Source organism: Anaerolineaceae bacterium oral taxon 439, assembly GCA_001717545.1.
GTDB lineage: Bacteria > Chloroflexota > Anaerolineae > Anaerolineales > Anaerolineaceae > Flexilinea.
In genome coordinates this window covers 1,813,773-1,838,566 of sequence record CP017039.1, presented here as the reverse complement: position 1 = coordinate 1,838,566, position 24,794 = coordinate 1,813,773, and the positions used below count along the sequence as shown (strand labels likewise).

Here is a 24,794-nt window from a genome sequence, read left to right as displayed (position 1 = left end):
GTTTATAAGGAGTATTGAATGAATCTGTCTATTCGAAAAGTTGTCGGTCTTACGGTTCTGGTCGCACTTCTGGCGTTCGCTTCGATCGCCGTCGCGCAGGAATCATCGGAAGGTTATTCGGTCGTCGACAGTACCGGACGCACAATTGAGTTTACGAAGGTTCCGGAACGGACCCTTTCGATCGGGCATGGAGCATTAAAGCTTTACGCGTATATCGCCGGATCGGATCGTCTCGTCGGGATCGAAGGGACCGAGAAGACGGGCCATACGGTTACCGGTCAATCGATTCACTACGCTTATCCGGAATTGCGCGAGCTTGAAACGATTGGGAAGGGCGGCTCGAAATTTGAGCCGGACTATGAGCTCCTGAAGTTCGCCGAGCCGGACGTTATTTTTGTTGCGTACAGCCAGAGCGCCGATGAGCTCGACGAGCTTCAGAAGACGCTGGATATTCCGGTCGTTGGGATCGACGCTGGAATGCGCGGCGACATTTTCGGTGAAAAAACGTACCGGACGTTCGAGATCATCGGAAAGGTATTGAAACTCGAAGATCGTGCGGAAGAGGTTAACACGTTTATTCGGGAGACCGAAAAAGACTTACAGTCGCGCGCCGGATCGATCGAAGAAAGCCCGAGAATGTATCTTGGCGGATGCAGCTTCCGCGGCGAGCAGGGAATCTTATCGACGAAAACGCATCTGGATCTCCTGCGTACGGTTAACGCCTTCAACGTCATGGACGAGCTGACCGACGAGCGCAGCGTTATGATTGACAAGGAAAAGCTTCTTGATCTGGACCCTGAGATGATTATTCTGGATCTGAGCGGGAAGACGCTCCTTGACGAAGACATGGCGGCTGATCCGGATTTTTATCGCTCGCTTTCCGCGTTCAAGAATAAAAACGCCCATTACATCATGCCGTACTTCACGTATGGGATGAACTATGATACGGCGATTCTGAATATGTACTTTATCGGATCGCTGGCCCATCCGGAAAATTTCGCCGATATCGATCTTAAGGAGAAGGCCGCCGAGATTTATACGCTTTTCGTCGGGAAGGATGTTTATGCCGATCTGCTGAAGACGTATCCGGAATCGTTTACGACGAGTACGTTCGCTAATGAATAAGCTGCGCGAGATTTGTCAGGAAAAGCTCTCGAATCCAGCTCAGGATATCGAGGCCTCGAACCGGATGTGGAACCGGCGGGCGAAGGAAGTCAGCCGTTTATCCGCGCGCGCGGACGGCGACGGTTATTTCTCGTTTTTCAAGTCTTCCGTCGGCGATCTCGATGGAATGAGCGTTCTCGATTCGGGTTGCGGCGCGGGCAGGTACCTGAAATTGCTGCTGGACGCCGGGGCGAGGGCCGAAGGATTGGACCCGTCGATCGCGATGGTCAGGACGGCGAAAGCGTATGCTGCTGAGAACGGTTACGCGGACGTCCCGGTTTATCATTCGTCGTTTCAGGAATTTGAGCCAACGAAGCCGTACGATTATATTTTCGTGGCAAACTGCCCGATTGTTGACTATTACGAAAACTATCTGAAATTTTTGAAGATAGCGAAGAAGGGCGTTTTTCTTGGGACCTGGATCGAACGGAACGATCTGTTTCTCGATACGATCGCGGCGGACATGGGAATAACGCCCAGAAAGCGCGTCAGTTTTGACCTGGTCTATTTATTCAACCTGTTCGTCGCGGACGGCTACCTTCCGAAGTTTCAGGCGACGTCCCGGACGATCCGCGAGGATATCGCGCCGGAGGACTGCGTTCTCCGTTTCGCGAGCTGGCTCTTCGGCGAGGATTTCACGCCGGAAGATACAGAGCGGCTGATGAAAGCGATGGAAAAGCGGCTGACGCCGGACGGGAAGGTTCCGGCTGAGCTGCGCGGGATCCGCGGGATGCTGTACGTGGATTATTCGCTGAAATACTGATCTGCTGATCTGATTCAGTTGTTTTGCTGATCAGCTGATGACGGCAGGGGCTGCTCCTGATTTGGACAGCCCCTGCTTTTTACTTTTCGCTTCTTTTTCGTTTCTTTCCGTCTATCGGAGGAACGCGGCCATGGTCAGGATCAGCGCGAGCGAAAAAACCGTGCAGACGACGACGGCGGCTTTCCAGCTCTCCTTGATAATCATCCATGTCGTGTAGCCGTCGCTGACCGTTTCTTTGGGTCGGTTTGCCGGCCGGTACCAGGGCATCCCTTCAACATTCATGCTGACGATCGTATGGCCGTCGTCGATCCATTCGTCCTGACGCGTCGTTTTCATGCTCGTTTATCCTCCGAACAGGTGACAGCTGACAAAATGACCCGGGGCGGCCTCGATCATTTCGGGCGCGGTCTCACTGCATTTCGGCATGGCCTTCGCGCAGCGGGTATGGAATTTGCAGCCGGACGGCGGCCGCGCCGGAGAAGGTATCGAACCTTCGAGGATGATCCGGTTCATTTTGTAGTCCGGATCCGGGACGGGAATTGCGCTGAAAAGCGCTTCGGTATACGGATGAAGCGGATGCGCAAAGATTTCTTCCTTGGACGCCGTCTCGACCATCGATCCGAGGTACATGACGCCGACGAAATCGGAAATATGCTGAACGACGGAGAGGTCATGGGAGATGAAGAGGTAGGCTAAATCGAATTGAGCCTGAAGCTCTTCGAGAAGATTGATAATCTGCGCCTGGATCGAGACGTCGAGCGCGGAGACCGGCTCGTCGCAGACGATAAACCTCGGGTTCAGCGCTAACGCGCGCGCGATACAGATCCGCTGACGCTGTCCGCCGGAAAACTCATGCGGATAGCGGAGCTTATGGTATTCCTGAAGTCCGCTGGCGAGCATGATCCGGGTCACGTATTCGTCGAATTCATCCGGCGGGACGATCCGATGTTCCCGGACGGCCTCGCCGATAATTTCGCCGACGGGGAGGCGCGGCGAGAGCGATGAATACGGATCCTGGAAAATAATCTGGAGCTTCGGACGGAGCCGGCGCATTTCCTTGGTTCCGATATCGTAGATTTCCCGACCCTCAAAAAGGACGTCGCCCGAGGTCTTTTCTTCGAGCCGGAGGAGCGTCTTTCCGGTCGTTGACTTTCCGCAGCCGGATTCCCCGACCAGGCCCATCGTTTTCCCGCGCGGAATTGTAAACGAAATTCCGTCGACCGCTTTAACGTGCCCGGTGACGCGGTTGAAAAAGCCGCTCCGAAGCGGGAAATACTTTTTCAAATTTCTGACTTCAATGAGAGGTTGTTCGCTCATTTCGCATCCTCCGATTCGTAAAGGTGGCAGCTGACAAAATGGGTCTCTGACAGTTGAATCTGGCAGGGATACGCGCCGTTGCAGCGGGCGATCCGCTTATCACAGCGATCGCGGAAATAACAGTGGTTCGGCATGTCGATCGGGCTGGGTACCGAACCGGGGATTGAGTATAGCTTATCAACTTTTTTATTGAGGATCGGCTTGGAGTTCATCAATCCGACGGTATACGGATGGCAGGGGTTTTGGAAGATTTCGCGCGCGGTTCCTTTCTCGACGATCCGGCTCGAATACATGACGACGACGTAATCGGCCATTTCGGCGACGACGCCCAGGTCATGGGTAATCAGGATAATCGAGGCGTTGATCCGGGATTTCAGGCTCCGGAACAGGTCGAGAATCTGCGCCTGGATGGTGACGTCGAGCGCGGTCGTCGGTTCGTCGGCGATAACGACTTTCGGGCTGCAGGCGAGGGCGATCGCGATCATGATCCGCTGACGCATTCCGCCGGAAAGCTGATGCGGATACATTTCGTAGATGCCGGCCTGATTCGCGATCCCGACCATCTCGATCATTTCCAGCGTGCGTTTTCTGACGTCCTCTTTCGATATGCTGGGATTGTGCATCCGGATGACTTCGTCGATCTGTGCGCCGACGCGAAAAACCGGGTTGAGCGACGTCATCGGTTCCTGGAAGATCATGGAGACTTCATTGCCGCGAATATGGCGCATGGCCTCGGTCGGCGTCTGGACGATATCGTAGGCCTTGTCGCCGAGGTTGACGCGGATCTGGCCTTTGACGGTTTGTCCCTGCGGACGTTGGACAAGCTGCATCAGCGACAGCGCCGTGACGGACTTCCCGCAGCCGGACTCGCCGACAACGCCGACGGTCGAGCTCGCCGGGACATCGAACGAAACGCCGTCGACGGCATGAACAGTGCCGATATCGGTGTAGAAATAAGTATGAACGTCGTCGAATTCAACGACGTTATTCGGATCGCGCATTTCCGTCAGATATTCCGATTCCGGAACGTTTTTTCGGTTGCGTTTCCGTTCCATTGCGGAGGTGATTTTCCGGTTCTCGCGGGCGATTCTCGCCGAATCGGACGCCGAAATATAATTCGCGTCGAGCGATTTTTTCGTAGATTTCTTATTCCAGAATGCCATGTCGGTTCCTCCGTTATTTCATCTTCGGGTCAAACGCATCGCGCAGGCCGTCTCCGACGAAGTTGAAGCCGAGAACGGTAACGAAGATCAGGACGCCCGCCGGGAACCACATGAACCAGTAGTTGGTCATGACGTACAGGTTGGTCGCGGCGTTGATAATCGAGCCCCATGAAGCGTACGGGTATTTGATCCCGATCCCAAGGAACGAAAGCGTTGCTTCAATGATAATAATCGAGCCGAGCGAAAGCGTCGCCTGAACGATCAGGAGCGGCATGACGTTCGGGACGAGATGGACGAAAATCTGCCGCATGGTCCGGATCCCGGTCGCGCGCGTGGCGACCATGAAGTCCTGTTCCCGGAGGGAAAGGATCTGGCCGCGGACGATCCGGGCGATCGACGTCCAGCCGTTCAGCCCGATCGCGATCATCAGCACAAAAATCCGTTTCATCGGGGGGATCTGGATCGTGTCCATGATCGCGCCAAGGATGAAGACGATCGGATAAAACGGGATCGTATTGAAGATGTCGATGAAGCGCATGAGCAGCATGTCGGCGGCTCCGCCGAAATAGCCGGAGATTCCGCCGATAATGACGCCGATAATCGTTTCGATAAAGACGACGACGAAACCGACGATCAGCGAAACGCGTCCGCCGTACATCAGTCGCGTCAAAACGTCCATGCCGTTGCTGTCGGTCCCGAGCGGATGCCGCATGGACGGGAACGCATACATATCGATCAGTTCGGAAACCGTTTCAGTCCGGATCGTATAGGTATTATGCGTTCGGGAAATCCGGTATTCGACCGGGTCCCCGTTTTTGTCGGCGACGGTAAAGGTCGTATGCCCCTCGTCGATCGCTTCCAGGAAGGCGTTCTTGAAATCGACGCTCAGGAAGATATTCCTCGACGCGGCGCGGATCATCAGGTTCGAAATCGAGGCGAACGGTTCGCCGCCGGCGCTGTCGAGATAGACGATCGTCCGATCTTCGTCTTCGACGATCGCGTACCGCTGGCCGTCGAACTCAAACGTTTCCTCGTTCCCGATCATGGCCAGCCCGGCGCCGCGGACGAATCCGTATTTCTTAACGATGCCGGCGCCGTCCGGATGAAACGCGTCGAAAATCAGCGTGGTCGCGATCGCGATCGGCCGGGTGACGCTGACGACGGTGTTTTTTCCCTGGCGGCGAAGGACGAACTGCTGGTCGTTGAAATCGAACGCTTCGGTTTTCGCTTTAATCGCGTCGGTGATCGCGGTTTCTTCCTCCGGGGTCAGCGTTTCTCCGGCGTTCAGTGTGAATTCCGCGGTCTTTCCGAGAAGCAGGACGTTTCCGATTTCCGCAAGACTGAAAATCTGATAGAAATCGTCGCCGAATTCTATATAAGAATAATGAACGCCCCCGTGTTCAAAGGTGGCTGCGCCGTTATTTTTCGCGAGGACAAAGTTGGCGGCGGCGATATTCGAGAAGGATTCGCCGTCTCTGACGATATACCGTAAATCCTGGTTCAGCGACCCCGACGCGTATTCGTGCAGGATCGCTTCCTGTTTTCGGAAGACCTGCTGCTGTTTATATGGGGAAAGGAGGCCGCCGATGAACGAGAACGCGAACATGACGATCAGGATGACCATGCCGGCGATGGCGAGCTTGTTGCGGACGAAACGCCGCCAGATCAGCAGCCCCGGAGAAAGTACGCGGATCCTTTTTTCGTCGTCGAGACGGATTTCCGCTTCGGGCGGTTCGGAATCGTTCTGGTTCATGATGGGTTGTTCGCTCATTTCGGAGACTCCTTATCTAATTTATCCGGACGCGCGGATCGACGACCGCGTACATGAAATCGGCGATCAGCAGGCTGACCTGGGTCAGCGCGATGGACAGGAACGAATAGAACATGGCGAAGGGGATGTCTCCCTGGGTAACGGCCGTGTAGGACGCGAAGCCGATTCCGGGAATCTGAAAGAGCGTTTCCGTAATCAGCGATCCGGCGAACAGGTTCGGGATCAGGTAGGACATGTACGTGACCAGCGGGATCAGGGTGTTGCGGAACGCGTGCTTGCGGATGACGACGTCCTCCGGAAGGCCTTTGGCCCGGGCGGTGCGGATGTAGTCTGCGTTGAGGACTTCGAGCATGTTCGTTCGCGTAAAGCGCATCATGCCGCCGATACTCAGCATTGAAAGCGTAATGACCGGCAGCACCATATGATGCGACAGGTCGAGGAACTTCCTGAATTCGCTGAGCTGCATGTGGTAGCGGCCGACGGCGCCATACAGGTCGAACCAGCCTAACTTAATGGAAAAAATGAATTTCAGCACGGTCGCCAGGAAGAACGTCGGGAGCGAGATACAGGCTAACGAGAAAACGGTCACGAAGTAGTCGGTTTTTCCATACTGATTGCGCGCCGCCGTGATCCCCAGCGGAATTGAGATAAACGTCTGGACGAAGAGCGTGACGACGTTTAAGAAGACCGAATACCAGATAACTTCCCTGAATTTCGCGAGGACCGGTTTGTTGAAGACCCAGGAGGTCCCCCAGTCGCCGCGCATTGCGTTCCGGAACCATTTAAAGAATCCGTCCAGGATCGACGTGTCGCGGGCGTACAGTTTATTGAGCTCGGCTAAGATTTCGTTGTAGGGTTTAGCTCCCGGAAGAGCGGAACGTTGCCGGGCGGTCGTTTCGATAAAGGAAGTCGGTAAGAACCGAATCGCGGTGTAGATAATTAATGATCCGAAGATCAGGATAATCACCGCGAAAAGAAACCGGCGCAGCAGGTATTTTGACATCGAACTCCTTTCTTTTGGTAAGACGATCTCCCGATTCCATATCCGGGAATTTTCAGCGCGGACCTGGAAGACCCGTTTTGGCTCTCTGATCGATGGCTGCGGCCTGCGCGGACTGTACCGACGATCCATTCAGCGCGTGGCCGCGGAAAGCATCTCTGTCTTTCTGCTGGAAAACTCGACGCCGCGATCCTTTTTCGTTGATTCGTCCGGGGACGTTCCCTGTCGTTCCCCAGACCGGGACGGCGGATCGTTTTCCAGCGGTAACGTCGGCAAGGAGGGACTTCGACGCTGCAAAGTCCCTCCTGCCGGTTTAAATCTCGAATTTAGTTGCCCGCCGCTGGTATTTCCGCGCGGCGGGCAACGTTGAATAAAACGAACCTTATTTCGTCGCCATTTCGATCCGATCGATCGCCTCGTCCCACATCAGGAATGTCGTTGAATCGGGGAGCATCGATTCAGGAACGATCCGCTGGGAGCTGTAGATCGTAGCGTTCTGGCGCTGGTACGCCGGGATTTCGACGGCCCAGTCGACGATAATATCGAGCGCGGTCTTGTAGACCTGCTTGCGATAGGCCTGGTCGTCCGACTGGCGGGCGAGGACGATCGCTTCGTCGAGAGCCGGATCCGCGATATGGTAATGGTTCGAGTCCGAACCACCGCGGCCGACGATGCCGCTGCTGTGATAAACCTGATACATGTCCGGATCGATGGTCGACTGCCATGCGGCGCACCACATTTCCTGTTTCCCGGCGTCGAGCGCGTCCCACATGACCGAACCGTCGGCCGGATCGTTGATCCGGATATCGATCCCGATCTTCGCGAGCGCGGCCTGAGCGTCGGTCAGGACGGCGAAGGAGGGATGGTCTCCCGTTCCGTCGCCGCCGATTATAACTTCATAGCTCATCTTCGCGCCTTCCGGGGCGGCCGTGAATTTCCCGGTCGCTTCGTCGAAGGTATAGCCGGCGGCCTTGAAGAAACCGACGGCGGCGTCGAGCGCGGCGGCGTATTTCGCTTCGGCGTCCATGTCGTCGGTGTAGATATCGTTGCCGTCGACGTCGACGGAGAACGCGACCTTGTAGTCCGGATCGGTCTTCTGCGGCGCGGCCCAGGAGGTGTTGGAGATCGGGTAGTTGATGACCGAAGCGGCTTCGCCGTAGTAGGAATCATACGCCGTATCGCGGTAAACCGAGAAGACGGTCGCGATCCCGCGGCGGAGGTTCTTCGAGGCCTCGGAACCCGGTTCGCCGCCCACGTTCATCGTATCGGCGTTCATCCCGATATAGCCGTAGCCGAGGTTGTCGACCTTGATCGTGTTGACGACGTCGCCGTTGATATCGCCGTTGCTGTTATAGGAGGCGATTTCTTCGTAGTTCGACTTGGACCCGCTCATGTCCCCGACGTCGATCGTTCCCGCGCTGAGCGCCGCGACGAATTCGTTGGTGTTGGTTTCGCGGTACTGGACCTCTTTCGTGACCGGTTCGCCGTCGAAATAGTGTTCGCTGGCTTCGAAATAAACGACCTTATTTTCATACCTGATGAATTTATACGGACCGGCGCCCATCGGATGATTCGTTTTGGCTTCGACGATGCTGAGGTCGTTGTACGGGTGTCCGAACATGTTGTTGTCATAGTCGTACTGTTCCGGATCGCCGTAGTAGTGCATCGGCGCGAGGTAGCCCTCGAACAGCTGGTAAATCGTCGGCGCTTCGTAACCGTCGGTCGTAATTTCAACGGTGTAATCGTCAACTTTCCTGATACCGGAAATGTTCGGGATGCCTTCGCCCATTTCGGGGTCCTGCGAACCGAGATCGGAGATGAAGGTATCCTTCGCGTAGGAGAGGATCGACTGATTATCGGAGTTGGTGGATTCGGTCGAGAAGAACTCATTCGCGTCCCCGGCGTAAGCCTCAACCGTTTCGGCTACGTAATCTTCGATCGTCGGGAATTCGCCGTCGGCGAGCTTAAAGGTTTTTCCGGATTTCGCGGTCAGGACGCCGTCGGCAACGTCGCCGAAGCCCCAGAGCGTCATGCCCGCGGCAATCTTCAGGCCTGGTTCGGCGGCGATTTCGTCGGCGCTGACGCCGAGCGCTTCCGCGGCTTTATCCGCGTATTTGGCGTTAACGTAATCGACGATCCCCTGAACCTCGAACGTCCAGCGGCCGTCGATCAATGCCCAGTAGGCGTCCTGCTGTTCCTGCGTCCAGGCGTCAGCGTCGGTCCATTCATGATCGCGGCCGGCTTCGATGATCCCGTTGGCCAGCGTTTCGTATTTGGCGTAGACGTCGGAGGTAGTCTGCGTCAGGTAGTCCTGGAGCCCGATAATCGGATAGGTCCGAAGCGTCGTCGAACCGACATAGGCGGGATCGAGAAATACGTAGTACGTAAAGATAATATCGTCGGCGGTCGCCTGAACGCCGTCTGAGAAATAGAGATCATCCCGAAGCTTGACGGTGTATTTCGTCGTATCAGAGGCTTCGTCGTAGTCGACGGCCGTATCCGCGACCCCGTTATAGAAATAATCGACGCCGTTGTAAGGCCGGGTTTCGCCCTCGATCGCGTTAAAGACGATCGCTCCGGTCCGATCGGTCGTCAGCAGCTTTACCTGCGTCAGCTCGACAACATGCCTGTCATAAACGGTATCATAAAAGAAAGGCGAAAATTTTTCGGAGAAGGCCCCGCTGCCGATAACGAGCGGGGTCGTATCCTGCGCAAGGGCAGGTGCGACCATCGAAATGATCATGACGATACTAAGGAAAAAGCTTAACCATTTTTTATTCATTCTTACTCCTTATTCTGGTATGGCCCCGACCAGGTCGGATCGGGCGCAGGTCAGGACTTTAAGGCAATACCTGATCCCTGTTTCTTACTGTCTATTTTGCCGCAGGTTGGGGAGGATGTCAATATAATTAAGATTTTTAAATCCTGATATAGGCATCGATCGCTGCGGTAATCCTGCCGTCCGCAGCGTTAATTCCGGCTATAATTCTTCGCATGGCAACGATCGAGAATTATTTCGACTACGCGGCGACGACCCCGGTTCATCCGCGCGCGGCGGCCGCGATGCAGCGTTATTTCCAGTCGGATTTCGGCAACCCTTCCTCGGCGCACGCGTTCGGGCAGGTCGCTTTCCACGCTGTTCAGGCTTCGCGCGATTCGCTGCTGACGCATTTCAACGCGCCGGCGGGATCTGAAATCGTCTTTACCGGCAGCTCAACCGAAGCGGCGAATCTCGTGATCTGGAGCCGGGCGATCGACTTCTATCGGCGGACCGGCCGCCCCGGCCTGATCCTGATTTCCGCAACAGAGCATGCCGCCGTCCGCAATACGGTTTCACAACTTGAGGCGTATGGCTTCTGCCGGATGAAAGTCATTCCGGTCGATTCGGCCGCGATTTTGCGTCTGGACGTTTTTGAAGCCAGTCTGGCGGAAGACCCTGTTCTCGTTTCGATCATCGGCGCGAATAACGAGCTGGGAACGGTTCAACCGGTCCGCGAAGTCGTCCGCATGTGCCAGGCAGCCGGCGTTCCGTACCACTGCGACGCAACGCAGCTGGTTGCGCATAGTCTTTTGGATTTGACGGAATGCCCAGTCGACTACCTGACGTTCAGCGGGCATAAATGCTACGCGCCGAAGGGAATCGGCGCTCTGATCGCGCGGGAGCCGTCGTCGCTCCGGGCGCATATTTTCGGCGCGGGACAGGAGCGTGGGCTGCGCGCCGGGACGGAGAACGTTCCGTATATCGTCGCGATCGCGGAAGCGTACCGGCTTCTGAAGGAGACGTATCCGGAGCGGGTCCGGGCGGAAACCGGGCTCCGGGAGCGCCTGATCGGTCGGGTCCTGGATGAGGTCCCGGACGTGCGGCTGACCGGGGATCCGGAGAGCCGGCTGAGTAACCATGCGTCTTTTTCCTTTAAAGGTATCGATAGCCTCATGCTCCAGTCCGCGCTGGATCAGGAAGGCTACGCCGTTTCGATTGGATCGGCCTGCCGGTCGAACCAGGTTCGCGGCCAGCAGCAGCTTGTCGAAATCGGGCTGCCGCCCGACTGGCTCAGCGGCGGATTAAGGATTACGAACGGCCTATATTCAACGCCTGAAAGTGTCGACGGTCTCGTTGGCGCGCTGAAAGAAGCCGTTTCGAAAATTCGGGGCTTTCTTTCGTGAGTCTCAATGAAAAAAAAGTCGTCGTCGGGATGAGCGGCGGCGTCGACAGCTCGGTTGCGGCATACCTGTTAAAAAGGGATGGGTACGACGTCGTCGGCGTCATGCTGAAGCTTTGGGCGGAGGAAGGCGGGACGCGCGATAACGCCTGCTGCTCGCTGGCGTCCGTCAACGACGCGCGGCGGGTCGCCGCCTCAATCGGCATTCCTTTTTACCTTCTTGACGCGGCGCCTTCTTTCTACGAGAAAGTCGTCGTCCCGTTCATCGAAGCGTACCTGCGAGGCGAAACGCCGAACCCCTGCGCGGACTGCAACCCGCTGGTCCGTTGGCGTTGGCTCCTGAATTACGCGAACCTGATCGGCGCGAAGTACGTCGCCACGGGGCATTACGCGCGGATCCGGCGTGATGGCTCCGGGGTCCCGGTTCTTTCCCGCGGCGCGGATCGCCGTAAGGATCAGTCGTACGTCCTGAGCCGGATCCCGATCGACGCGCTGAAGAGGAGTCTCTTCCCGTTGGGCGATCTGACCAAGCTGGAAGTGCGTCAGATCGCGAAGGCGGCAGGGCTTCCTTCGTCGGAAAAGAAAGAATCTCAGGATATCTGTTTTATTGCCGACGGCGATTACCGCGCTTTCCTGAGGCGCAGGGCCGGCGGGCGGATCCGCCCCGGCGCGTTTGTCGATCCCGCTGGGAAGGTCCTCGGGGAGCATGACGGCCTCCCGTTTTATACGATCGGACAGCGGAAAGGGATCCGGATTCCGGGCCCCGAACCGAAGTATGTGCTGCGGAAAAACGCGCAGGATCAGGCGATAACCGTCGGGGGCCGGGAGGACGCGCTCGTTGAGCGGATCCGGCTGCGTAATGTAAATTGGCTGCGTTCAGGGACGGATCCGGCGGACGGGAAAATCTTTGCGCAGCCGCGTTATAAATCCGTTCCTGTCGGCGCGCGGTTCGAGCGCCAGCCGGACGGGTCGGTTCTCGTTCAGTTCTCCGAGCCGCAGCCGGCGATCGCGCCGGGTCAGATCTGCGCGTTGTACGATGATTCAGATCAGGTTATTGCAAGCGGGACGATTAATTTGATAAACTTATCAATATGAGTCAACCGGGCGTTTTGTTGAGCTTCCTGATTTCCGGCGCGGTCGCGAGTCTTTGGAGCGTTCTTTTCGCTGAAAAAAGATCGCATTTTGTGTTCTACCTGATCAGCGGGATCGGCGGTTTTTTCGGCGGTGTTAAAATTGGCGATCTGATTGGGCAGAGTCCGCTTCGAATCGGGGAAGTTAATCTGGTTTTCGGATTGCTTGGCGCGTTTGGTGTGTTGTGGTTTTGCCGGTTGGTGATTCAATCTGCAAGTTGATCTGGAAAAATTGTTGTGGAGTATAGGTATGAGTGAAGAAATGGTTGGAACCGTAAAATGGTTCAATACGTCCAAAGGCTTTGGATTTATTTTGACGGAAGACGGAACGGAAGTATTCGTTCATTATCTGGATATTCAGGCTGAAGGGTTTCGGAACCTGACGGAAGGGCAGAAAGTTTCATTCGTCCTTCAAAACACGGGCAAGGGGCTCCGTGCGGCTGAAGTCAAACCGTTATAAGGTCGGTTGAGATGGACCGCGGAAAACCCGCGGTTCTTTTTTTTATCGTTCCCCGTCAGCGATCCCAGAATGGGTCCGTTTCATACCGTTCCAGCGCACGGGCGACGTGCTGTGCCGCGCGTTCTTTTTTCGATCGGATCGCGGCGTCCAACTCCGGCAGGATCCCGAAATTCGCTTTGACCGGCTGGATGTCGTCCGTGTCGTTCCCGGTAACCGCTTTCAGGAGCGCGCCGATCATCGTCTCCTCGGGCCAGTCGACCGGCGGTTCGTTCCTGAGATACCGGACCATGTTCCGCGCCGCGACGTGTCCGAACGCGATATTCCCCATGTAGCCCTCGACGCCGGCCAGCTGACCTGCGATAAAAACGTTCGGATATCGGATGAGCTGCAGCCCCCGGTTCAGGACGCCGGCCGCGGCGATAAACGTATTCCGGTGCATTTCGCCATAGCGAAGGAACTCCGCGTTTTCCAGCCCGGGGATCGTCCTGAATACGCGCTTCTGTTCCGGGTATTTCAGGTTCGTCTGGAAGCCGACGAGGTTGTACGCGCTGCCGTTCCGGTTATCCTGACGCAGCTGCAAACAGGCCCAGGGGCGTTTCCCGGTTCTCGGATCGATCAGCCCGACGGGACGCAGCGGTCCGAAAGCCAGCGCGTCTTTCCCTCGCTCCGCCAGGACCTCGATCGGAAGGCATCCCTCGAAAAAAGGACCCCGTCCGATCCGGACGCCGGACCGGATCGCCTCTTCAAACGACCGCAGCGGAATCCGTTCAGCGGATAGAAGCGCGGCGATAAAGGTTTCGTATTCTTCCCGCGTAAACGGGCAGTTGATATAATCGCCGTCGCCGCTCCCGTCGCGATCGTAGCGGGAAGCGCGGAAGGCTCGCGTGAAATCGATCGAATCAGCGCTGACGACGGGGGCAATCGCGTCGAAGAAAAACAGATTCTCTTTTCCGGTCAGCCGCGCTAACGATTCGGACAGCGCCGGGCTCGCCAGCGGGCCGGCGGCGAGCAGCGTCGGACGGCCGACCGGTATATCGCGGAGCTCCTGCCGGAGGATTCGGATTCGCGGATGGTTCTCAAGCGCGTCGGCGACTTTTTTCGAAAAAAGATCGCGATCGACGGCGAGCGCTGCGCCGGCCGGAACGCGCGTTTCTTCCGCGGCGCGAACCAGGAGCGAGTTCATTCGGCGCAGCTCTTCTTTTAGCAGGCCTGACGCGCGGTCGGGAAGGTCCGACCCCAGCGAATTGGAACAGACCAGCTCCGCAGGCAGCGCGGTCCGGTGCGCCTCCGTTTTTACAATGGGGCGCATTTCGTATAGATCGACGTTGACGCCGGCTTCGGCGAGAATCCAAGCGGCTTCGGAGCCGGCTAAGCCTGCGCCGACGACGGTAACCTCCGGGAGCGGAGCGTTCAGTTTATTGCACATAAGCCTTATTGTATCCAGATTTCGATTTGAATCGGCGGACCCCGGGAATTCCGGTGGCGCGCCGGTCGGAGCTGGCCCGGGCCAAGGGGAAACTGCCTTCATCAGGCTTTCAACCGGAGCCGCGTTTTGCTTTGAAGTATGGTATGATATTATCATATATACGGCATAGTTATTGCACCGGACGCAGGCCCGGCGAAGGAAAGACTCGGAAGCATGTTTCAAACGCAGCGACCCCAGCACAGGACGATCACCACGGCGCATATCGCGCAGACGATGACGTTTTTAAATATGCCTGCGGAGGAAATCAAGGACAAGGTTGATTCTGAAGTCGCGAATAATCCTGCGCTCGAATATATCGACGAGCGGATCTGTCCGTATTGTCATCGGCCTTTGGGCCCGTCAGGGTATTGCGCGCGATGCTTCGCGGAAAAGAACGTCAGCGAAGAGAACGTCTATTTCGTCAGTCCGCGCGATGAACTGGCCGTCGAATATTATCAGGGCGGTGGCTATTCCGGCGCTTCGTCGTCCGAGCCCGACGTCGACTCGGCTCAGCCCGAAGATTTAGCGAGCTACGTCCTGAGGCAGATCGGCGCCGACCTTGAGGAAGACGAGAAGCTGATCGCCGCGTACCTGCTGACCGAGTTAGACGAGGACGGGTTTATCACCTCGCCGGTCCTGGAGGTCGCTTCGTATTACCATGTCCCGGTCTCAAAGGTTGAAGACGTTATCGAAGTGATCCAGCGGGCCGATCCGCTTGGCGTCGGCTCTTCGGATCCGCGGGAAGCGCTCCTGATCCAGCTGAAGCATCTGTCCAATCTCATGTCGATCCCGTATCAGACTGAAGAAGTTATCCGCAGCTCTTATGATCTGCTGATTCATCGGAAATCGCGGGAAATCCTGCAGCGTCATCAGCTTTCGCTGAAGCAGCTCCAGCTGATCGAGAAGTTCATCGGCGAAAACCTGAACCCGTACCCGGGACGTTCGTTCTGGGGCGAGCGCGGAATGCCGGGCCGTCCGGACGTCGAGGTTTTTCATTTCCCTGACGTCATCGTCTCGTATCAGAACGACGATCCGCGCAACCAGCTGATTATTGAAATCGTTATGCCGATCCGCGGATACCTTCGCGTCAACCCGGCGTTCAAAAAAGAGATGAAAAACGCGCCGGAGGAAAAAGCGGAACAGTGGAAAAGCGATCTCGATCGCGCGTCGCTGCTGGTAAAATCGCTGGATAACCGGAATAATACGATGGAAATGCTGATGCGCGCGATTATCCGTTATCAGGAGCCGTTTATCCGCAAGGGCGAATCGGAACTCGTTTCGATTACAAGGGCCGAAATCGCGAAAGAACTATCCGTGCATGAATCGACGATCAGCCGCGCCGTCGCAAATAAATCGGTCATGCTTCCCAATCGAAAAGTTGTCCCGCTTTCGATCTTTTTCGACCGCAGCCTCAACGTTCGCACTGTTATCCGCGACCTGATCCGGGACGAGAAAAAGCCGCTGACGGACGCGGGAATTGTTTCAATTCTTCAGGGTATGGGGTTCGATATCGCGCGGCGGACCGTCGCGAAGTACCGGGCCATGGAAGGGATCCTGCCTGCCCGGCTCAGGAAAGCCGCGAATGGAAAATAAAACGGCCTCGTTCGTCTCCGACGCTTTTACGTTCGAATCGGCGGAACCGTTGGCCGGAGCCTTCCTGCGCGCGCTGGTAACGCCGGCGTTCGTCTGGGAAAGCGGCGACGGAAGAATCGTCTCGGCCAACCGGTTGGCGGTTGAGATGTTCCGACGGTTCCGCGAGGATTCGAGCTTTCTCGGCGATTACGTACGCAACTGGACGAAAGTACGGAGCTTTGCGTTCGATATTATGTGGTTCGAGTTCATAACGCCGGACGACCGCGTTTTCCCGGTTCAGGTCCGTAATTCTGCGCTGGACGAGGACGCCGGACGAATCGTTTCGGTCGTCGTCAATGCGCAATGGGCTGGGAACCGAAGCATCGATCAGTCGATCGACGGTCTGACCGGGCTGATTCGGACTGCCTCGACGACGTTTCTCTCCCGGAAGGATTTTATCGATAATTTTGAAACGTTTATCCTCCGGACGACGGTTGCGCTGAATCTGGCCTCGTTTAATTTTTATCCGGACGTATCGTTAAAAAGTTATGGATTATTCGACGTCGCCGAGCGGCTCGCCAGGAAAGAGAACGCATATAAAGTCTATTCGCCATATCTGGAGCGGTTCGATCGGCTGAAATCCGGGGCGCTCTCCCGGCTTCAGGACGTGGCGGAGGAAATTCCCGATACCTATCTCGCCTTCCCGTTCGTAAACGGAGGCGAAACGATCGGATGGTTCATTATCGTTTTATATGATAATCGCGAGTATGCACAGGAGACGCTGCAGACGGTTTTAGAAGTTTTTGCGACTTTTTTTCAGTCGCTGATCGATAAGGTTACGATGACCAAGGCGCTTTATCAAAGCGATTTTGAGAACCGGCTGAATATCCGGATTGTCGAAAACGTTCGCGAAGGAATCGTAATCACGAATCAACAGCTTCAAATCGCTTATCTGAATGCGATTTCGGGCCAGATGTTCGGGTTTAAGCTGGACGATATTTTTGGTCATCAGCTGGAAGACCTGCTCGTTTCGAACGTTTCGATTCGGAAGTTCGTCGATTCGTTTCCTGCGGATGGAGAGGATTTCGTCGAAACGCCGTCGGTTCAGTACCTGCACCGGCGCAGCGGTGAACGTTTCCCCTGCCAGATCCGGTTTTCAAAGGTCAGTCTCACTGAGGAAAATCAGTATTACGTCTTCGTCCTGACCGACGTGACCGAGACAGAGGAGAGCCGGCTGAAAACGGAACAGCTAACGCAGCGCGCGATTCTGGGCGATTTCGCTTCGATGATGGCGCATGAGATTCGAAATCCGGTCAATAATATTAACACCTGGATCCAGAATATCAAAGCGAACAGCGAAAAACGGGGCCCGATTTATTCTGCCGCAACGCGGATCGAGAATGACTGCCAGCGGGTATCGGATACGATTTCGAATATTCTGGCGTTTTCGCGCCCGCTGAAGCTGAATCCGGAGCTGACCGATTTCGGCGTCCTGATCGACGTTATCTTAGAGCGCTGGAAACGCGATTTTGCCGTTGAAAATATCCGGTGCTATTTTCGGAAACCGGACGATTTCCCGAAGCTCCTGATCGACGTGAAATCCATGGATCAGGTGATTACCAACCTGGTCCAAAACGCGGTCGACGCGATCGATCATGCCGGCGGGACGATCTCGCTGCGCTTATCGACGCAGCCGTCCGGGATCCCGGGCCGGAACGTGGCGATGCTGTCGGTCGCGAATACCGGGCCGGGGATCCCGGATGAATTGATCGATCATATTTTCGAGCCGTTTATTACCTCGAAGAAAAACGGGAACGGTTGGGGACTGGCGGTGACGAAGCGCATTATCACAACCCATAGGGGAACAATTCAGGTAAAATCATTGTCTGAAGGCGTCGTTTTCGAAATACTGTTACCGATTCCCGATGGAGGCTGAGCGTGGATTTTACATTGCTGATTGTAGACGATGAAGATAATTTTCGGGAAGGGCTTAAAGAATACTTTTCAGAGAAATTCAGCGTAGCGGACGCGGGAAATTTAACCGACGCACGAAATATCCTGGCGTCGACGCCAGTAGATATTATTCTCCTCGACGTTCAGGTTGGTCCCGAATACGGGCTTGATTTACTGCCCGCGATTCGACTGATGAACCCTGCGCCGAAGACGATTATCATGACCGCCTACGGCGAAGTTGAGATGGCGGTTGACGCGATGAAGAACGGTGCGTACGACTTTTTAAGTAAGCCGGTTAATTTTTCGCTCCTGGAAGCGACGATTAAGAAAGCGCTCGACGTCGTCAAGCTCGAACGCGAGCTTTATTTCCAGCGTTCGACGCAATCCGGAACGTCTGATTTCATTCTTGGAAAAAATTCACGGATCCGCGAGGCGTACGATTGCGCGATGAAAGCCGCGGCGGCTCAGGCGTCGATCCTGATTACCGGCGAGACCGGGACCGGGAAAGAGGTTATCACCCGATTTATCCATGAAAACGGGCCGCGCGCCAAAAAACCGTTCCGCCCGATTAACTGCTCCGCGATTCAGCCGACGATGCTGGAATCCGAGCTGTTTGGGCATGAAGCCGGGGCGTTTACCAGCGCCGATAAGCTCCATCGCGGCCTTTTCGAAGCCGCGGACGGCGGGATTTTATTCCTTGACGAAATTTCTTCGATGAGCCTCGATATGCAGTCCAAGCTCCTCCGCGCGTTGGAAGAGAAGGAAATCCGGCGCGTCGGCGGGACGAAGGAGATCCCCGTCGACGTCCAGATCATCGCCGCGACGAATCATGATATTCCCGCGATGATCGCGGAGGGGACGTTCCGGTCCGACCTGTTCTATCGCCTGAACGTTATCCATATCGAACTGCCGCCGCTGCGCGAGCGGCTGGACGATCTTACGGAGCTGTTCGTCTTCTTCATTAAGAAAATCAGCCTCGAACAAGGGAAGAATATCCCTTATATCGATCCGGTTATTCTCAGCGCGATCAAGAAGTATCGCTGGCCGGGGAATATCCGCGAGCTGCGAAACGCCTGCGAACGGGCGGTGATCCTTTGCGCCGGGGATACAATTCAACTCAGCGGTTTCCCGGCTGAAATCGCGGTTTTAGCCGAGTAAGGAGCAACGATGGAACAGCAGGAATTGCTTAAACTGATTATTGTGATTTTAGCGATCGGCGGTTTAATCGCGCTGCTCGGCGGAATTTTAACGTTGATTTCCAACGTTTTTTCCGGCGAGGCGAAATCGGTTCAGAAGCACGCGGCGAAGCTGGCCGAGAAAGGATTCGGCGAGGAACTCAGCGGCGCGTTAGGCAACGCGAGTTTTCTGATTAAGGAATTGAATCTCCTGATTGAGACAAAACGCGGGATTGGCATGGCTCTTGTAATCATAGGGGGGATCATGCTGACGGTCAGCGTTTACTTCCTGACCAGATAAAAATGGATTGAAAGTTTCGGGGTTGAAGAATCGTCATGCGTCAGAATTTCGCTCAACAGAACTATATTACCCGTCCGCAGTTTACAGAGCTTACCAACGCCGGATTCCAGCTGGAGAATTTCGACGTGGCGGAGAAGCTCCTGATCGCGTGGCTGAGGGAATATCCGAGCGATTTATGGATGCGATACCGGTTGGCGATCGTTCTGTTCAAGACCGGAAAGACGCATGACGCGATTCGTTTATCTGAATTAATCGTGCGTTATGATCCTGAGTTTCAGGAAGTCTGGGCGCTGCTTTCCGTGCTGTATCCGGACGGATCCGAGGAGCGGAAGGCGGCGAAAACCCGGGCGCAGCGCTTAAAAAAGACGGAAGCGCTTTCGCCGGACGCAGATAGCGGGACTCCGTTATCGTTTTTAAAAACTGTCTTCCGGAGGAAACCGGGACCAAAAGACGTCATGCTTGAAGATATTGACGATTTTGATATCTTTTCAGCGTTGAAAATCGCGAAGGACAGCTTCCAGCGTCAGGACCCCGAGTCATACCGGCGCCTGATGAATATCTACCTGCGCAGGTGGCCGCATGCGATTCAGTTTAAGCTCCTGTACGGGGAATTTCTGAATCAGATCGGCTCGATTGAGGAAGGGGCGAAACTGATTCACAGTACGATCGAGTCGGATTTGCTGGGGATGGTCGCCGGAAGGCTCTGGGGAGAAAGAAATTCGTACAGGCGTTTATTCTTTGCCCCGGAAGAACTGAGCGTTGATCTTTCCGGGATTCCGATCCCGGAAAAAATAGTCCAGGCCGCGAAGCTTGAACGCATTCCCGGAATATCAGTCGCCGACGACGACCTGAGCCCGGACGAGCCGTTGGAAACGGAGCTGGACGGCGCGGACGAAAGCGGAGACGATTCCGCGCAGGGCGACGAAGCAGAGGATGCCCCGGACGTTTCGGTTCTGGAGATCGACGACGCAACTTCGGAAACGAAAGCGACCGTAACCGGCGAGACGGCGGAAACGCCCGTGGCCCGCGAGCGGAAGCAGGCGATCGCGGAAAAACCGAATTCGTTTCAGAACTGGTTTTTTTCGCTCTTCCGGCGCAAGCCAGCCGTTGAAAGCGCTACCGGCCTGAAAGAATACGTCTATAAACTGGACGTCGCGAATTCGGACGAGCGTTTCCCGATTTATGTCGTGCTGTCGACGATTGGCGGGCTGACCGCGAAATATGGGAAGAATAATAAGGATTTTATTGGAAAAGAAATGCAGCTGGTCGCGGAGGCGGTCGATAATCGCGAGGGTTGGAACGCCATGGTCTTTTATCCGGATGAATTCGCGACGAATCATCGCGCCTATCAGGATCCGACGCTGATCAAGCAGGAGCTGGTCAAGCTGGATCGCGCGTTATCCGAGAAGGGCTCGATGATCGGCGCCGTGCTGATCGTCGGCGGTCCGGAAGTCGTTCCGTTCTTTTCGCTGAAGAATCCGGCGATGGACGACGATTTATCGATCCCGTCCGACGCGCCTTACGCGACGTTCGACGAAACGCGGATCTTCGATCAGCAGTGGCAATTGGGGCGCGTTCCCGGGGATAACAGTTCGGACCCCGGTTTGCTCTTGAGTCAGCTTCGGAATATTCAGAATCATCATATCCGTTCGGCTGAAACCGAGATTCGGCAGCGGCGAAAAAACCGGAAGGCGAAGAAGACGCTGAGCTTTTCCGGCTTCAGTAAGGCGATCAAGGAATCGAAGACATTCGGTTTATCGGCGCAGGTCTGGGAACGTCCTTCCGTCGCCGTGTACCGGAATATCGCTGGAAACGGAAGCCTGGCGACCTCTCCGGGCGTTACCGCGACAAATTTCCCCGTGTCACATCTGGAGGAATGCCAGTACGCTTATTTCAACCTGCATGGAATCAAGGGGAAACCGAACTGGTACGGGCAGAAGGATCCGCGCGATCAGTCGACGCTGACGACGCTCCCGATCGCGCTTCAGATGAGCAACCTGGATCATCTCCATCGGGCGCCGGACGTCGTATTCGCGGAGAACTGCTACGGTGCGGAGATCGATAAACGGAACGAGTCGAACGCTATCTCGCTGCATATGATCGGAAAAGGGACGAAGGTTTTTATCGGTTCGACGACGATCTCTTACGGCGCGGTGACGCTCCCGCTGACCGCGGCGGATCTCCTTGCGCACCTGTTCTGGCAGCATCTTCGCACCGGAATTTCGACCGGCGAGGCCTTCCGGCGCGCGAAAAAGAATTTCGCGTCGGAGACAGAAGCGGAATCCGGCGCTCTGGACGGCGAAATCCAGAAAACCCTGCTGTCGTTTATTTTCCTCGGCGATCCGTTATTCGCGGTTGATCCGAACGCGAATATTACCGACAGGGCGCAGCGGGCCAAAACGGCGAAACGGTACGATCTCGTCCGCGAACGGCTCGACAGCAAGATCGCGATCGATTCCGCGCTGGCGAAGCAGATTTTCGATAAGATCAGGGAAACCTACCAGATCGCGACGCTCGACGATACGTATACGAGCTGCACCGTGCAGAAGCAGTTCCGGAGCGGGAAGTCGCCGAACGATCCGAAAAAGCCGGGCGAAGAAACTGACTACGTTATTATTTACGCGAAGGATATTCGGCAGAACGATATCGTGACCCGGTCGCTGACGCGCGTAACCGTCTCTCCGGGCGGCGAGATTCGGAAAGTGTCGTTTTCTCGGTAAGATTCTCCGCCTGTGCTGATCAGAGCTGAAAATAATTGTAAACATCCTGAAACCATGGTATAAAATAATCAACCCTGCAGCGTTCGGGATGCCGCGCTCCGTTTTGGGCCAACACTTTTTGAACGGGTTCCTTAATTTTCGAAATAATGCGATAGGCGACGGCCAAGGCTGCGTTTCGGAACAGGTCAACCCACCTGCTCAGGCAGGTTCAAAACCAGGCGGCGAGCGGCGCTGCGGGGCTTTTTTTTTTGAGAGATATGACGAAAGTCATATGACGGATATCACTTACTTCCATATTCTTTTCCTTGCAAAATTTGCGTATTCTCACGTATAATAAAGGCACGATATTCATTCAGAAAGTGAGGTTTTTGTATGGCGAGTGTAACTTATAATCACGTGTGGAAACGATATGGTGAAGTTGAAGTCCTGAAGGACGTCCAGCTCGAAATCAAGGATAAGGAATTTCTTGTTCTGGTTGGTCCGTCCGGCTGCGGTAAGTCAACGGCGCTGCGTTGCCTGGCCGGTTTGGAAGAAATCAGCGAAGGCGAGATCCTGATTGGCGACCGCGTCGTCAACGACGTTTCTCCGAAAGACCGCGATATCGCGATGGTTTTCCAGTCTTACGCGCTCTATCCGCATATGACCGTTTTCGACAACATGGCCTTTGGCCTGAAGCTTCGCAAGATGCCGAAAGCCGATATCGAGAAACGTGTCAATGAAGCCGCCGCGTCCCTGGGACTCGAACGACTCCTTCATCGTAAACCGCGTGAGTTATCGGGTGGTCAGCGCCAACGTGTAGCTTTAGGGCGCGCGATTGTTCGAAATCCTCAGGTCTTCCTTTTGGACGAGCCGCTTTCGAACCTTGACGCGAAACTCCGCGTCCAGACGCGCTCCGAAATCAGCAAGCTCCACCAACGGCTTCAGACCACATTCATCTACGTTACCCATGACCAGGTTGAAGCTATGACGATGGCGGATCGTATCGCCGTCATGTACAAAGGGATTGTCCAGCAGCTTGACACGCCGCAGAACCTTTACAATACGCCGAAGAACTTATTCGTCGCCGGGTTTATCGGTTCTCCGTCCATGAACTTCTTCAACGCCAAAATCCGCACGGAAGGCGGCAACGTTTTTGTCGACCATCCGGCTTTCTCGGTCCAGATTCCGGACGCGCGTAAGGAAGTTTATAAGGGAATGAACGGAAAAGACGTTGTCTTCGGGATTCGACCTGAGAATATCCATAACCCCGAATTCGCGCCTCCGGGAATTACGAAAGCCCCGATCAGCGCAAAAGTCGATGTTACGGAGTTGATGGGGAATGAAATCTTTGTGTACTGTATCGCCGGAAATACGCAGTTTGTCGCTCGCGTCGATCCGCGCAGCAACTACACCGTCGGACAGACGATCGACCTGGTCTTCGATATGACCAATTTCCATATCTTCGATCTCGCTTCTGACGCGGAGAATCCGGTCGCGGTTCGGTGAGGACCTCCGGAACTCATTCAGCGTAGAATTTATTCATGACGCCGGATTTTTCCCGGCGTCTTTTTTGTATGACGGCTGGACGAAGAAATCCATGCCGCCTTTTTCGTCTCGGCTTCGAGGATGGACCGGAACGGGACCGGCGGAATTTTTCGAAAATTCTATCTTGGAATGTTCTGGAAGCAGTCAGGTTATAATCCTTATAGAGAATGCAATGATCGATATCGGGAAGGGAGCCGGTTTGACGAATGAGTAAACGGATCATGATCGCAGGCGGGCACTATGGGAGCGGGAAAACTGAGTTCTGCCTGAACCTGGCGATCGAGCTTCGGAAGGAGTGCGACAAGGTCGCCGTCATCGATCTCGATATCGCCAATCCGTATTTCCGGAGCAGGGAAAAAATCGACGCTTTTAAAGCGCTGGGAATTCAGATTTACGGGAATTTTTTCAGCGAAGAGGTTACGCTTGAAATACCGGCGTTGAACTCGAACGTTCGCGCGCCGCTCGAAGACGCGGAGACGGCCGCAATTGTCGATTTGGGAGGCGATCCGGACGGCGCGAAAGTTATCGTTCAGTTTCTCAGCGCGATTGCGGATCGCGATTTCGAGTTTCTCTGCGTCGTGAATCCGAATCGACCTGAAACGGGAACGGTTGAGAAAGCGATCCTGATGATGACCCGGATCGAAGCCTGGACAACGCTGAAAATTACCGGACTGGTCAATAACGCTCATTTTCTGAAGGAAACGACTCCGGACAACTGCATGGATGGGGCCTTTTTTTGTTCCGAGATCGCCGCGCGGACGGGGATACCGCTGCGGTTTAACTGCTGTCCGGAGCGAATCCTTCCGGCGTTTCGCGCGTCGCTTTCGGGCGGCGTTTTCGAAAAAGTCCCGATCCTTCCGGTTCGGGAAATTATGCGGGCGTCATGGCTGGATCAGCGTTTATCCTAAAAAATAGAAAAGGGAGTTGCTATGGGGAAGTATTTAGTCAAGTTTGATAAGGATCGGTGCAAGAGCTGCGACCTGTGCGTTTCGGTCTGCCCGAAGAAGATCCTGCGAATCGATCCGGACCAGATGAATCTGAAGGGGTTTCATCCGGCGGATATCTTCGATCAGGGCGCCTGCATAGGCTGCGCGCAGTGCGCGATGATCTGCCCGGATTCGGTAATCAGCGTCTATCGGATCGACGTCGATTAGAA

At 55.3% G+C, this 24,794-nt stretch carries 22 protein-coding genes and 1 other RNA gene; 16 read left to right on the top strand and 7 right to left on the bottom strand.

Annotated features, from left to right (window positions below; all coding sequences use genetic code 11):
- Window positions 1-18: 18 nt before the first annotated feature.
- Both BEQ56_08275 and BEQ56_08270 read left to right on the top strand, forming a co-directional pair.
- Complete coding sequence (locus BEQ56_08275; protein AOH43472.1) at window positions 19-1,125, top strand: iron ABC transporter substrate-binding protein; 1,107 nt, start codon at window positions 19-21, stop codon at window positions 1,123-1,125.
- A complete protein-coding gene (locus BEQ56_08270) occupies window positions 1,118-1,927 on the top strand; it encodes a hypothetical protein (protein ID AOH43471.1) in 810 nt (269 codons plus the stop codon). Before BEQ56_08275 ends, BEQ56_08270 begins: the two co-directional genes overlap by 8 nt.
- A 111-nt stretch (window positions 1,928-2,038) precedes the next feature.
- Here the strand turns inward: BEQ56_08270 and BEQ56_08265 are convergent, their stop codons facing one another.
- The 6 genes from BEQ56_08265 to BEQ56_08240 form a co-directional block, all read right to left on the bottom strand.
- On the bottom strand, window positions 2,039-2,263 hold the full coding sequence (locus tag BEQ56_08265) for a hypothetical protein (GenBank protein AOH43470.1): 225 nt from the start codon (window positions 2,261-2,263) through the stop codon (window positions 2,039-2,041).
- A gap of 6 nt (window positions 2,264-2,269) precedes the next feature.
- A complete protein-coding gene (locus BEQ56_08260; protein AOH43469.1) occupies window positions 2,270-3,244 on the bottom strand; it encodes a peptide ABC transporter substrate-binding protein in 975 nt (324 codons plus the stop codon).
- Window positions 3,241-4,407 (bottom strand): dipeptide/oligopeptide/nickel ABC transporter ATP-binding protein, encoded by a 1,167-nt coding sequence (locus BEQ56_08255; GenBank protein ID AOH43468.1) that lies wholly within the window; start codon window positions 4,405-4,407, stop codon window positions 3,241-3,243. The genes BEQ56_08260 and BEQ56_08255 overlap by 4 nt, the downstream gene beginning before the upstream one ends.
- Before the next feature lie 13 nt (window positions 4,408-4,420).
- On the bottom strand, window positions 4,421-5,452 hold the full coding sequence (locus BEQ56_08250) for an ABC transporter permease (GenBank protein AOH44467.1): 1,032 nt from the start codon (window positions 5,450-5,452) through the stop codon (window positions 4,421-4,423).
- 742 nt (window positions 5,453-6,194) lie between these two features.
- Complete coding sequence (locus BEQ56_08245) at window positions 6,195-7,181, bottom strand: diguanylate cyclase (protein AOH43467.1); 987 nt, start codon at window positions 7,179-7,181, stop codon at window positions 6,195-6,197.
- Between the two features lie 379 nt (window positions 7,182-7,560).
- Window positions 7,561-9,960: a hypothetical protein gene (locus BEQ56_08240; protein AOH43466.1), complete on the bottom strand. Its 2,400-nt coding sequence runs from the start codon at window positions 9,958-9,960 to the stop codon at window positions 7,561-7,563.
- A 212-nt stretch (window positions 9,961-10,172) separates the two neighbouring features.
- On the opposite strand from BEQ56_08240, the gene BEQ56_08235 reads away from it, so the two are divergent.
- Genes BEQ56_08235 through BEQ56_08220 form a run of 4 tightly spaced genes read left to right on the top strand, consistent with a single transcriptional unit; the run spans window position 10,173 to window position 12,928 of the window.
- Window positions 10,173-11,342, top strand: coding sequence for a hypothetical protein (locus BEQ56_08235; GenBank protein ID AOH43465.1), 1,170 nt, complete (start codon window positions 10,173-10,175; stop codon window positions 11,340-11,342).
- Window positions 11,343-11,371: 29 nt separating this feature from the next.
- Window positions 11,372-12,433 (top strand): tRNA 2-thiouridine(34) synthase MnmA, encoded by a 1,062-nt coding sequence (locus tag BEQ56_08230; protein AOH44466.1) that lies wholly within the window; start codon window positions 11,372-11,374, stop codon window positions 12,431-12,433.
- Between the two features lie 17 nt (window positions 12,434-12,450).
- Complete coding sequence (locus BEQ56_08225; GenBank protein AOH43464.1) at window positions 12,451-12,690, top strand: hypothetical protein; 240 nt, start codon at window positions 12,451-12,453, stop codon at window positions 12,688-12,690.
- A 28-nt stretch (window positions 12,691-12,718) separates the two neighbouring features.
- A complete protein-coding gene (locus BEQ56_08220; GenBank protein ID AOH43463.1) occupies window positions 12,719-12,928 on the top strand; it encodes a cold-shock protein in 210 nt (69 codons plus the stop codon).
- A gap of 55 nt (window positions 12,929-12,983) precedes the next feature.
- Here the strand turns inward: BEQ56_08220 and BEQ56_08215 are convergent, their stop codons facing one another.
- Window positions 12,984-14,354 carry a methylenetetrahydrofolate--tRNA-(uracil(54)-C(5))-methyltransferase (FADH(2)-oxidizing) TrmFO gene (locus tag BEQ56_08215; protein ID AOH43462.1) on the bottom strand — a complete coding sequence of 457 codons (1,371 nt, stop codon included), beginning with the start codon at window positions 14,352-14,354 and terminating at the stop codon, window positions 12,984-12,986.
- 213 nt (window positions 14,355-14,567) lie between these two features.
- Between BEQ56_08215 and BEQ56_08210 the strand changes: the two genes are divergently transcribed.
- The 10 genes from BEQ56_08210 to BEQ56_08165 all read left to right on the top strand — a co-directional run bounded on the left by BEQ56_08210 (window position 14,568) and on the right by BEQ56_08165 (window position 24,792).
- Window positions 14,568-15,986: a hypothetical protein gene (locus BEQ56_08210; protein ID AOH43461.1), complete on the top strand. Its 1,419-nt coding sequence runs from the start codon at window positions 14,568-14,570 to the stop codon at window positions 15,984-15,986.
- Window positions 15,976-17,901 (top strand): hypothetical protein, encoded by a 1,926-nt coding sequence (locus BEQ56_08205; protein AOH43460.1) that lies wholly within the window; start codon window positions 15,976-15,978, stop codon window positions 17,899-17,901. Before BEQ56_08210 ends, BEQ56_08205 begins: the two co-directional genes overlap by 11 nt.
- 2 nt (window positions 17,902-17,903) lie before the next feature.
- The gene (locus BEQ56_08200; GenBank protein ID AOH43459.1) at window positions 17,904-19,076 is read left to right on the top strand and encodes a hypothetical protein; all 1,173 of its coding nucleotides are present in this window, start codon (window positions 17,904-17,906) and stop codon (window positions 19,074-19,076) included.
- A 9-nt stretch (window positions 19,077-19,085) separates the two neighbouring features.
- Window positions 19,086-19,394 carry a hypothetical protein gene (locus tag BEQ56_08195; protein ID AOH43458.1) on the top strand — a complete coding sequence of 103 codons (309 nt, stop codon included), beginning with the start codon at window positions 19,086-19,088 and terminating at the stop codon, window positions 19,392-19,394.
- 35 nt (window positions 19,395-19,429) lie between these two features.
- Window positions 19,430-22,114, top strand: coding sequence for a hypothetical protein (locus BEQ56_08190; protein ID AOH43457.1), 2,685 nt, complete (start codon window positions 19,430-19,432; stop codon window positions 22,112-22,114).
- Between the two features lie 68 nt (window positions 22,115-22,182).
- Window positions 22,183-22,358, top strand: a non-coding RNA gene (gene ssrS / locus BEQ56_08185) — 6S RNA.
- Between the two features lie 128 nt (window positions 22,359-22,486).
- Entirely contained in the window at window positions 22,487-23,599 is a 1,113-nt protein-coding gene (locus tag BEQ56_08180) for a glycerol-3-phosphate ABC transporter ATP-binding protein (GenBank protein AOH43456.1), read from the top strand.
- A 64-nt stretch (window positions 23,600-23,663) separates the two neighbouring features.
- Window positions 23,664-23,852, top strand: coding sequence for a hypothetical protein (locus BEQ56_08175; GenBank protein ID AOH43455.1), 189 nt, complete (start codon window positions 23,664-23,666; stop codon window positions 23,850-23,852).
- Window positions 23,845-24,546, top strand: a complete 702-nt coding sequence (locus tag BEQ56_08170; protein ID AOH43454.1) for a hypothetical protein — start codon at window positions 23,845-23,847, stop codon at window positions 24,544-24,546. Before BEQ56_08175 ends, BEQ56_08170 begins: the two co-directional genes overlap by 8 nt.
- Before the next feature lie 21 nt (window positions 24,547-24,567).
- The gene (locus BEQ56_08165) at window positions 24,568-24,792 is read left to right on the top strand and encodes a 2-oxoacid:acceptor oxidoreductase (protein AOH43453.1); all 225 of its coding nucleotides are present in this window, start codon (window positions 24,568-24,570) and stop codon (window positions 24,790-24,792) included.
- Window positions 24,793-24,794: the final 2 nt, after the last annotated feature.

What these genes read in the sequence shown, in the direction of transcription:
- BEQ56_08195 (AOH43458.1), top strand. Translation starts at nt 19,086, where the DNA reads ATGGAACAGCAGGAATTGCTTAAACTGATTATTGTGATTTTAGCGATC.
- BEQ56_08170 (AOH43454.1), top strand. Translation starts at nt 23,845, where the DNA reads ATGAGTAAACGGATCATGATCGCAGGCGGGCACTATGGGAGCGGGAAA.
- BEQ56_08275 (AOH43472.1), top strand. Translation starts at nt 19, where the DNA reads ATGAATCTGTCTATTCGAAAAGTTGTCGGTCTTACGGTTCTGGTCGCA.
- BEQ56_08265 (AOH43470.1), bottom strand. Translation starts at nt 2,263, where the DNA reads ATGAAAACGACGCGTCAGGACGAATGGATCGACGACGGCCATACGATC.
- BEQ56_08270 (AOH43471.1), top strand. Translation starts at nt 1,118, where the DNA reads ATGAATAAGCTGCGCGAGATTTGTCAGGAAAAGCTCTCGAATCCAGCT.
- BEQ56_08220 (AOH43463.1), top strand. Translation starts at nt 12,719, where the DNA reads ATGAGTGAAGAAATGGTTGGAACCGTAAAATGGTTCAATACGTCCAAA.
- BEQ56_08210 (AOH43461.1), top strand. Translation starts at nt 14,568, where the DNA reads ATGTTTCAAACGCAGCGACCCCAGCACAGGACGATCACCACGGCGCAT.
- BEQ56_08240 (AOH43466.1), bottom strand. Translation starts at nt 9,960, where the DNA reads ATGAATAAAAAATGGTTAAGCTTTTTCCTTAGTATCGTCATGATCATT.
- BEQ56_08235 (AOH43465.1), top strand. Translation starts at nt 10,173, where the DNA reads ATGGCAACGATCGAGAATTATTTCGACTACGCGGCGACGACCCCGGTT.
- BEQ56_08190 (AOH43457.1), top strand. Translation starts at nt 19,430, where the DNA reads ATGCGTCAGAATTTCGCTCAACAGAACTATATTACCCGTCCGCAGTTT.
- BEQ56_08165 (AOH43453.1), top strand. Translation starts at nt 24,568, where the DNA reads ATGGGGAAGTATTTAGTCAAGTTTGATAAGGATCGGTGCAAGAGCTGC.
- BEQ56_08215 (AOH43462.1), bottom strand. Translation starts at nt 14,354, where the DNA reads ATGTGCAATAAACTGAACGCTCCGCTCCCGGAGGTTACCGTCGTCGGC.
- BEQ56_08205 (AOH43460.1), top strand. Translation starts at nt 15,976, where the DNA reads ATGGAAAATAAAACGGCCTCGTTCGTCTCCGACGCTTTTACGTTCGAA.
- BEQ56_08230 (AOH44466.1), top strand. Translation starts at nt 11,372, where the DNA reads ATGAGCGGCGGCGTCGACAGCTCGGTTGCGGCATACCTGTTAAAAAGG.
- BEQ56_08245 (AOH43467.1), bottom strand. Translation starts at nt 7,181, where the DNA reads ATGTCAAAATACCTGCTGCGCCGGTTTCTTTTCGCGGTGATTATCCTG.
- BEQ56_08260 (AOH43469.1), bottom strand. Translation starts at nt 3,244, where the DNA reads ATGAGCGAACAACCTCTCATTGAAGTCAGAAATTTGAAAAAGTATTTC.
- BEQ56_08180 (AOH43456.1), top strand. Translation starts at nt 22,487, where the DNA reads ATGGCGAGTGTAACTTATAATCACGTGTGGAAACGATATGGTGAAGTT.
- BEQ56_08255 (AOH43468.1), bottom strand. Translation starts at nt 4,407, where the DNA reads ATGGCATTCTGGAATAAGAAATCTACGAAAAAATCGCTCGACGCGAAT.
- BEQ56_08250 (AOH44467.1), bottom strand. Translation starts at nt 5,452, where the DNA reads ATGATCGGGAACGAGGAAACGTTTGAGTTCGACGGCCAGCGGTACGCG.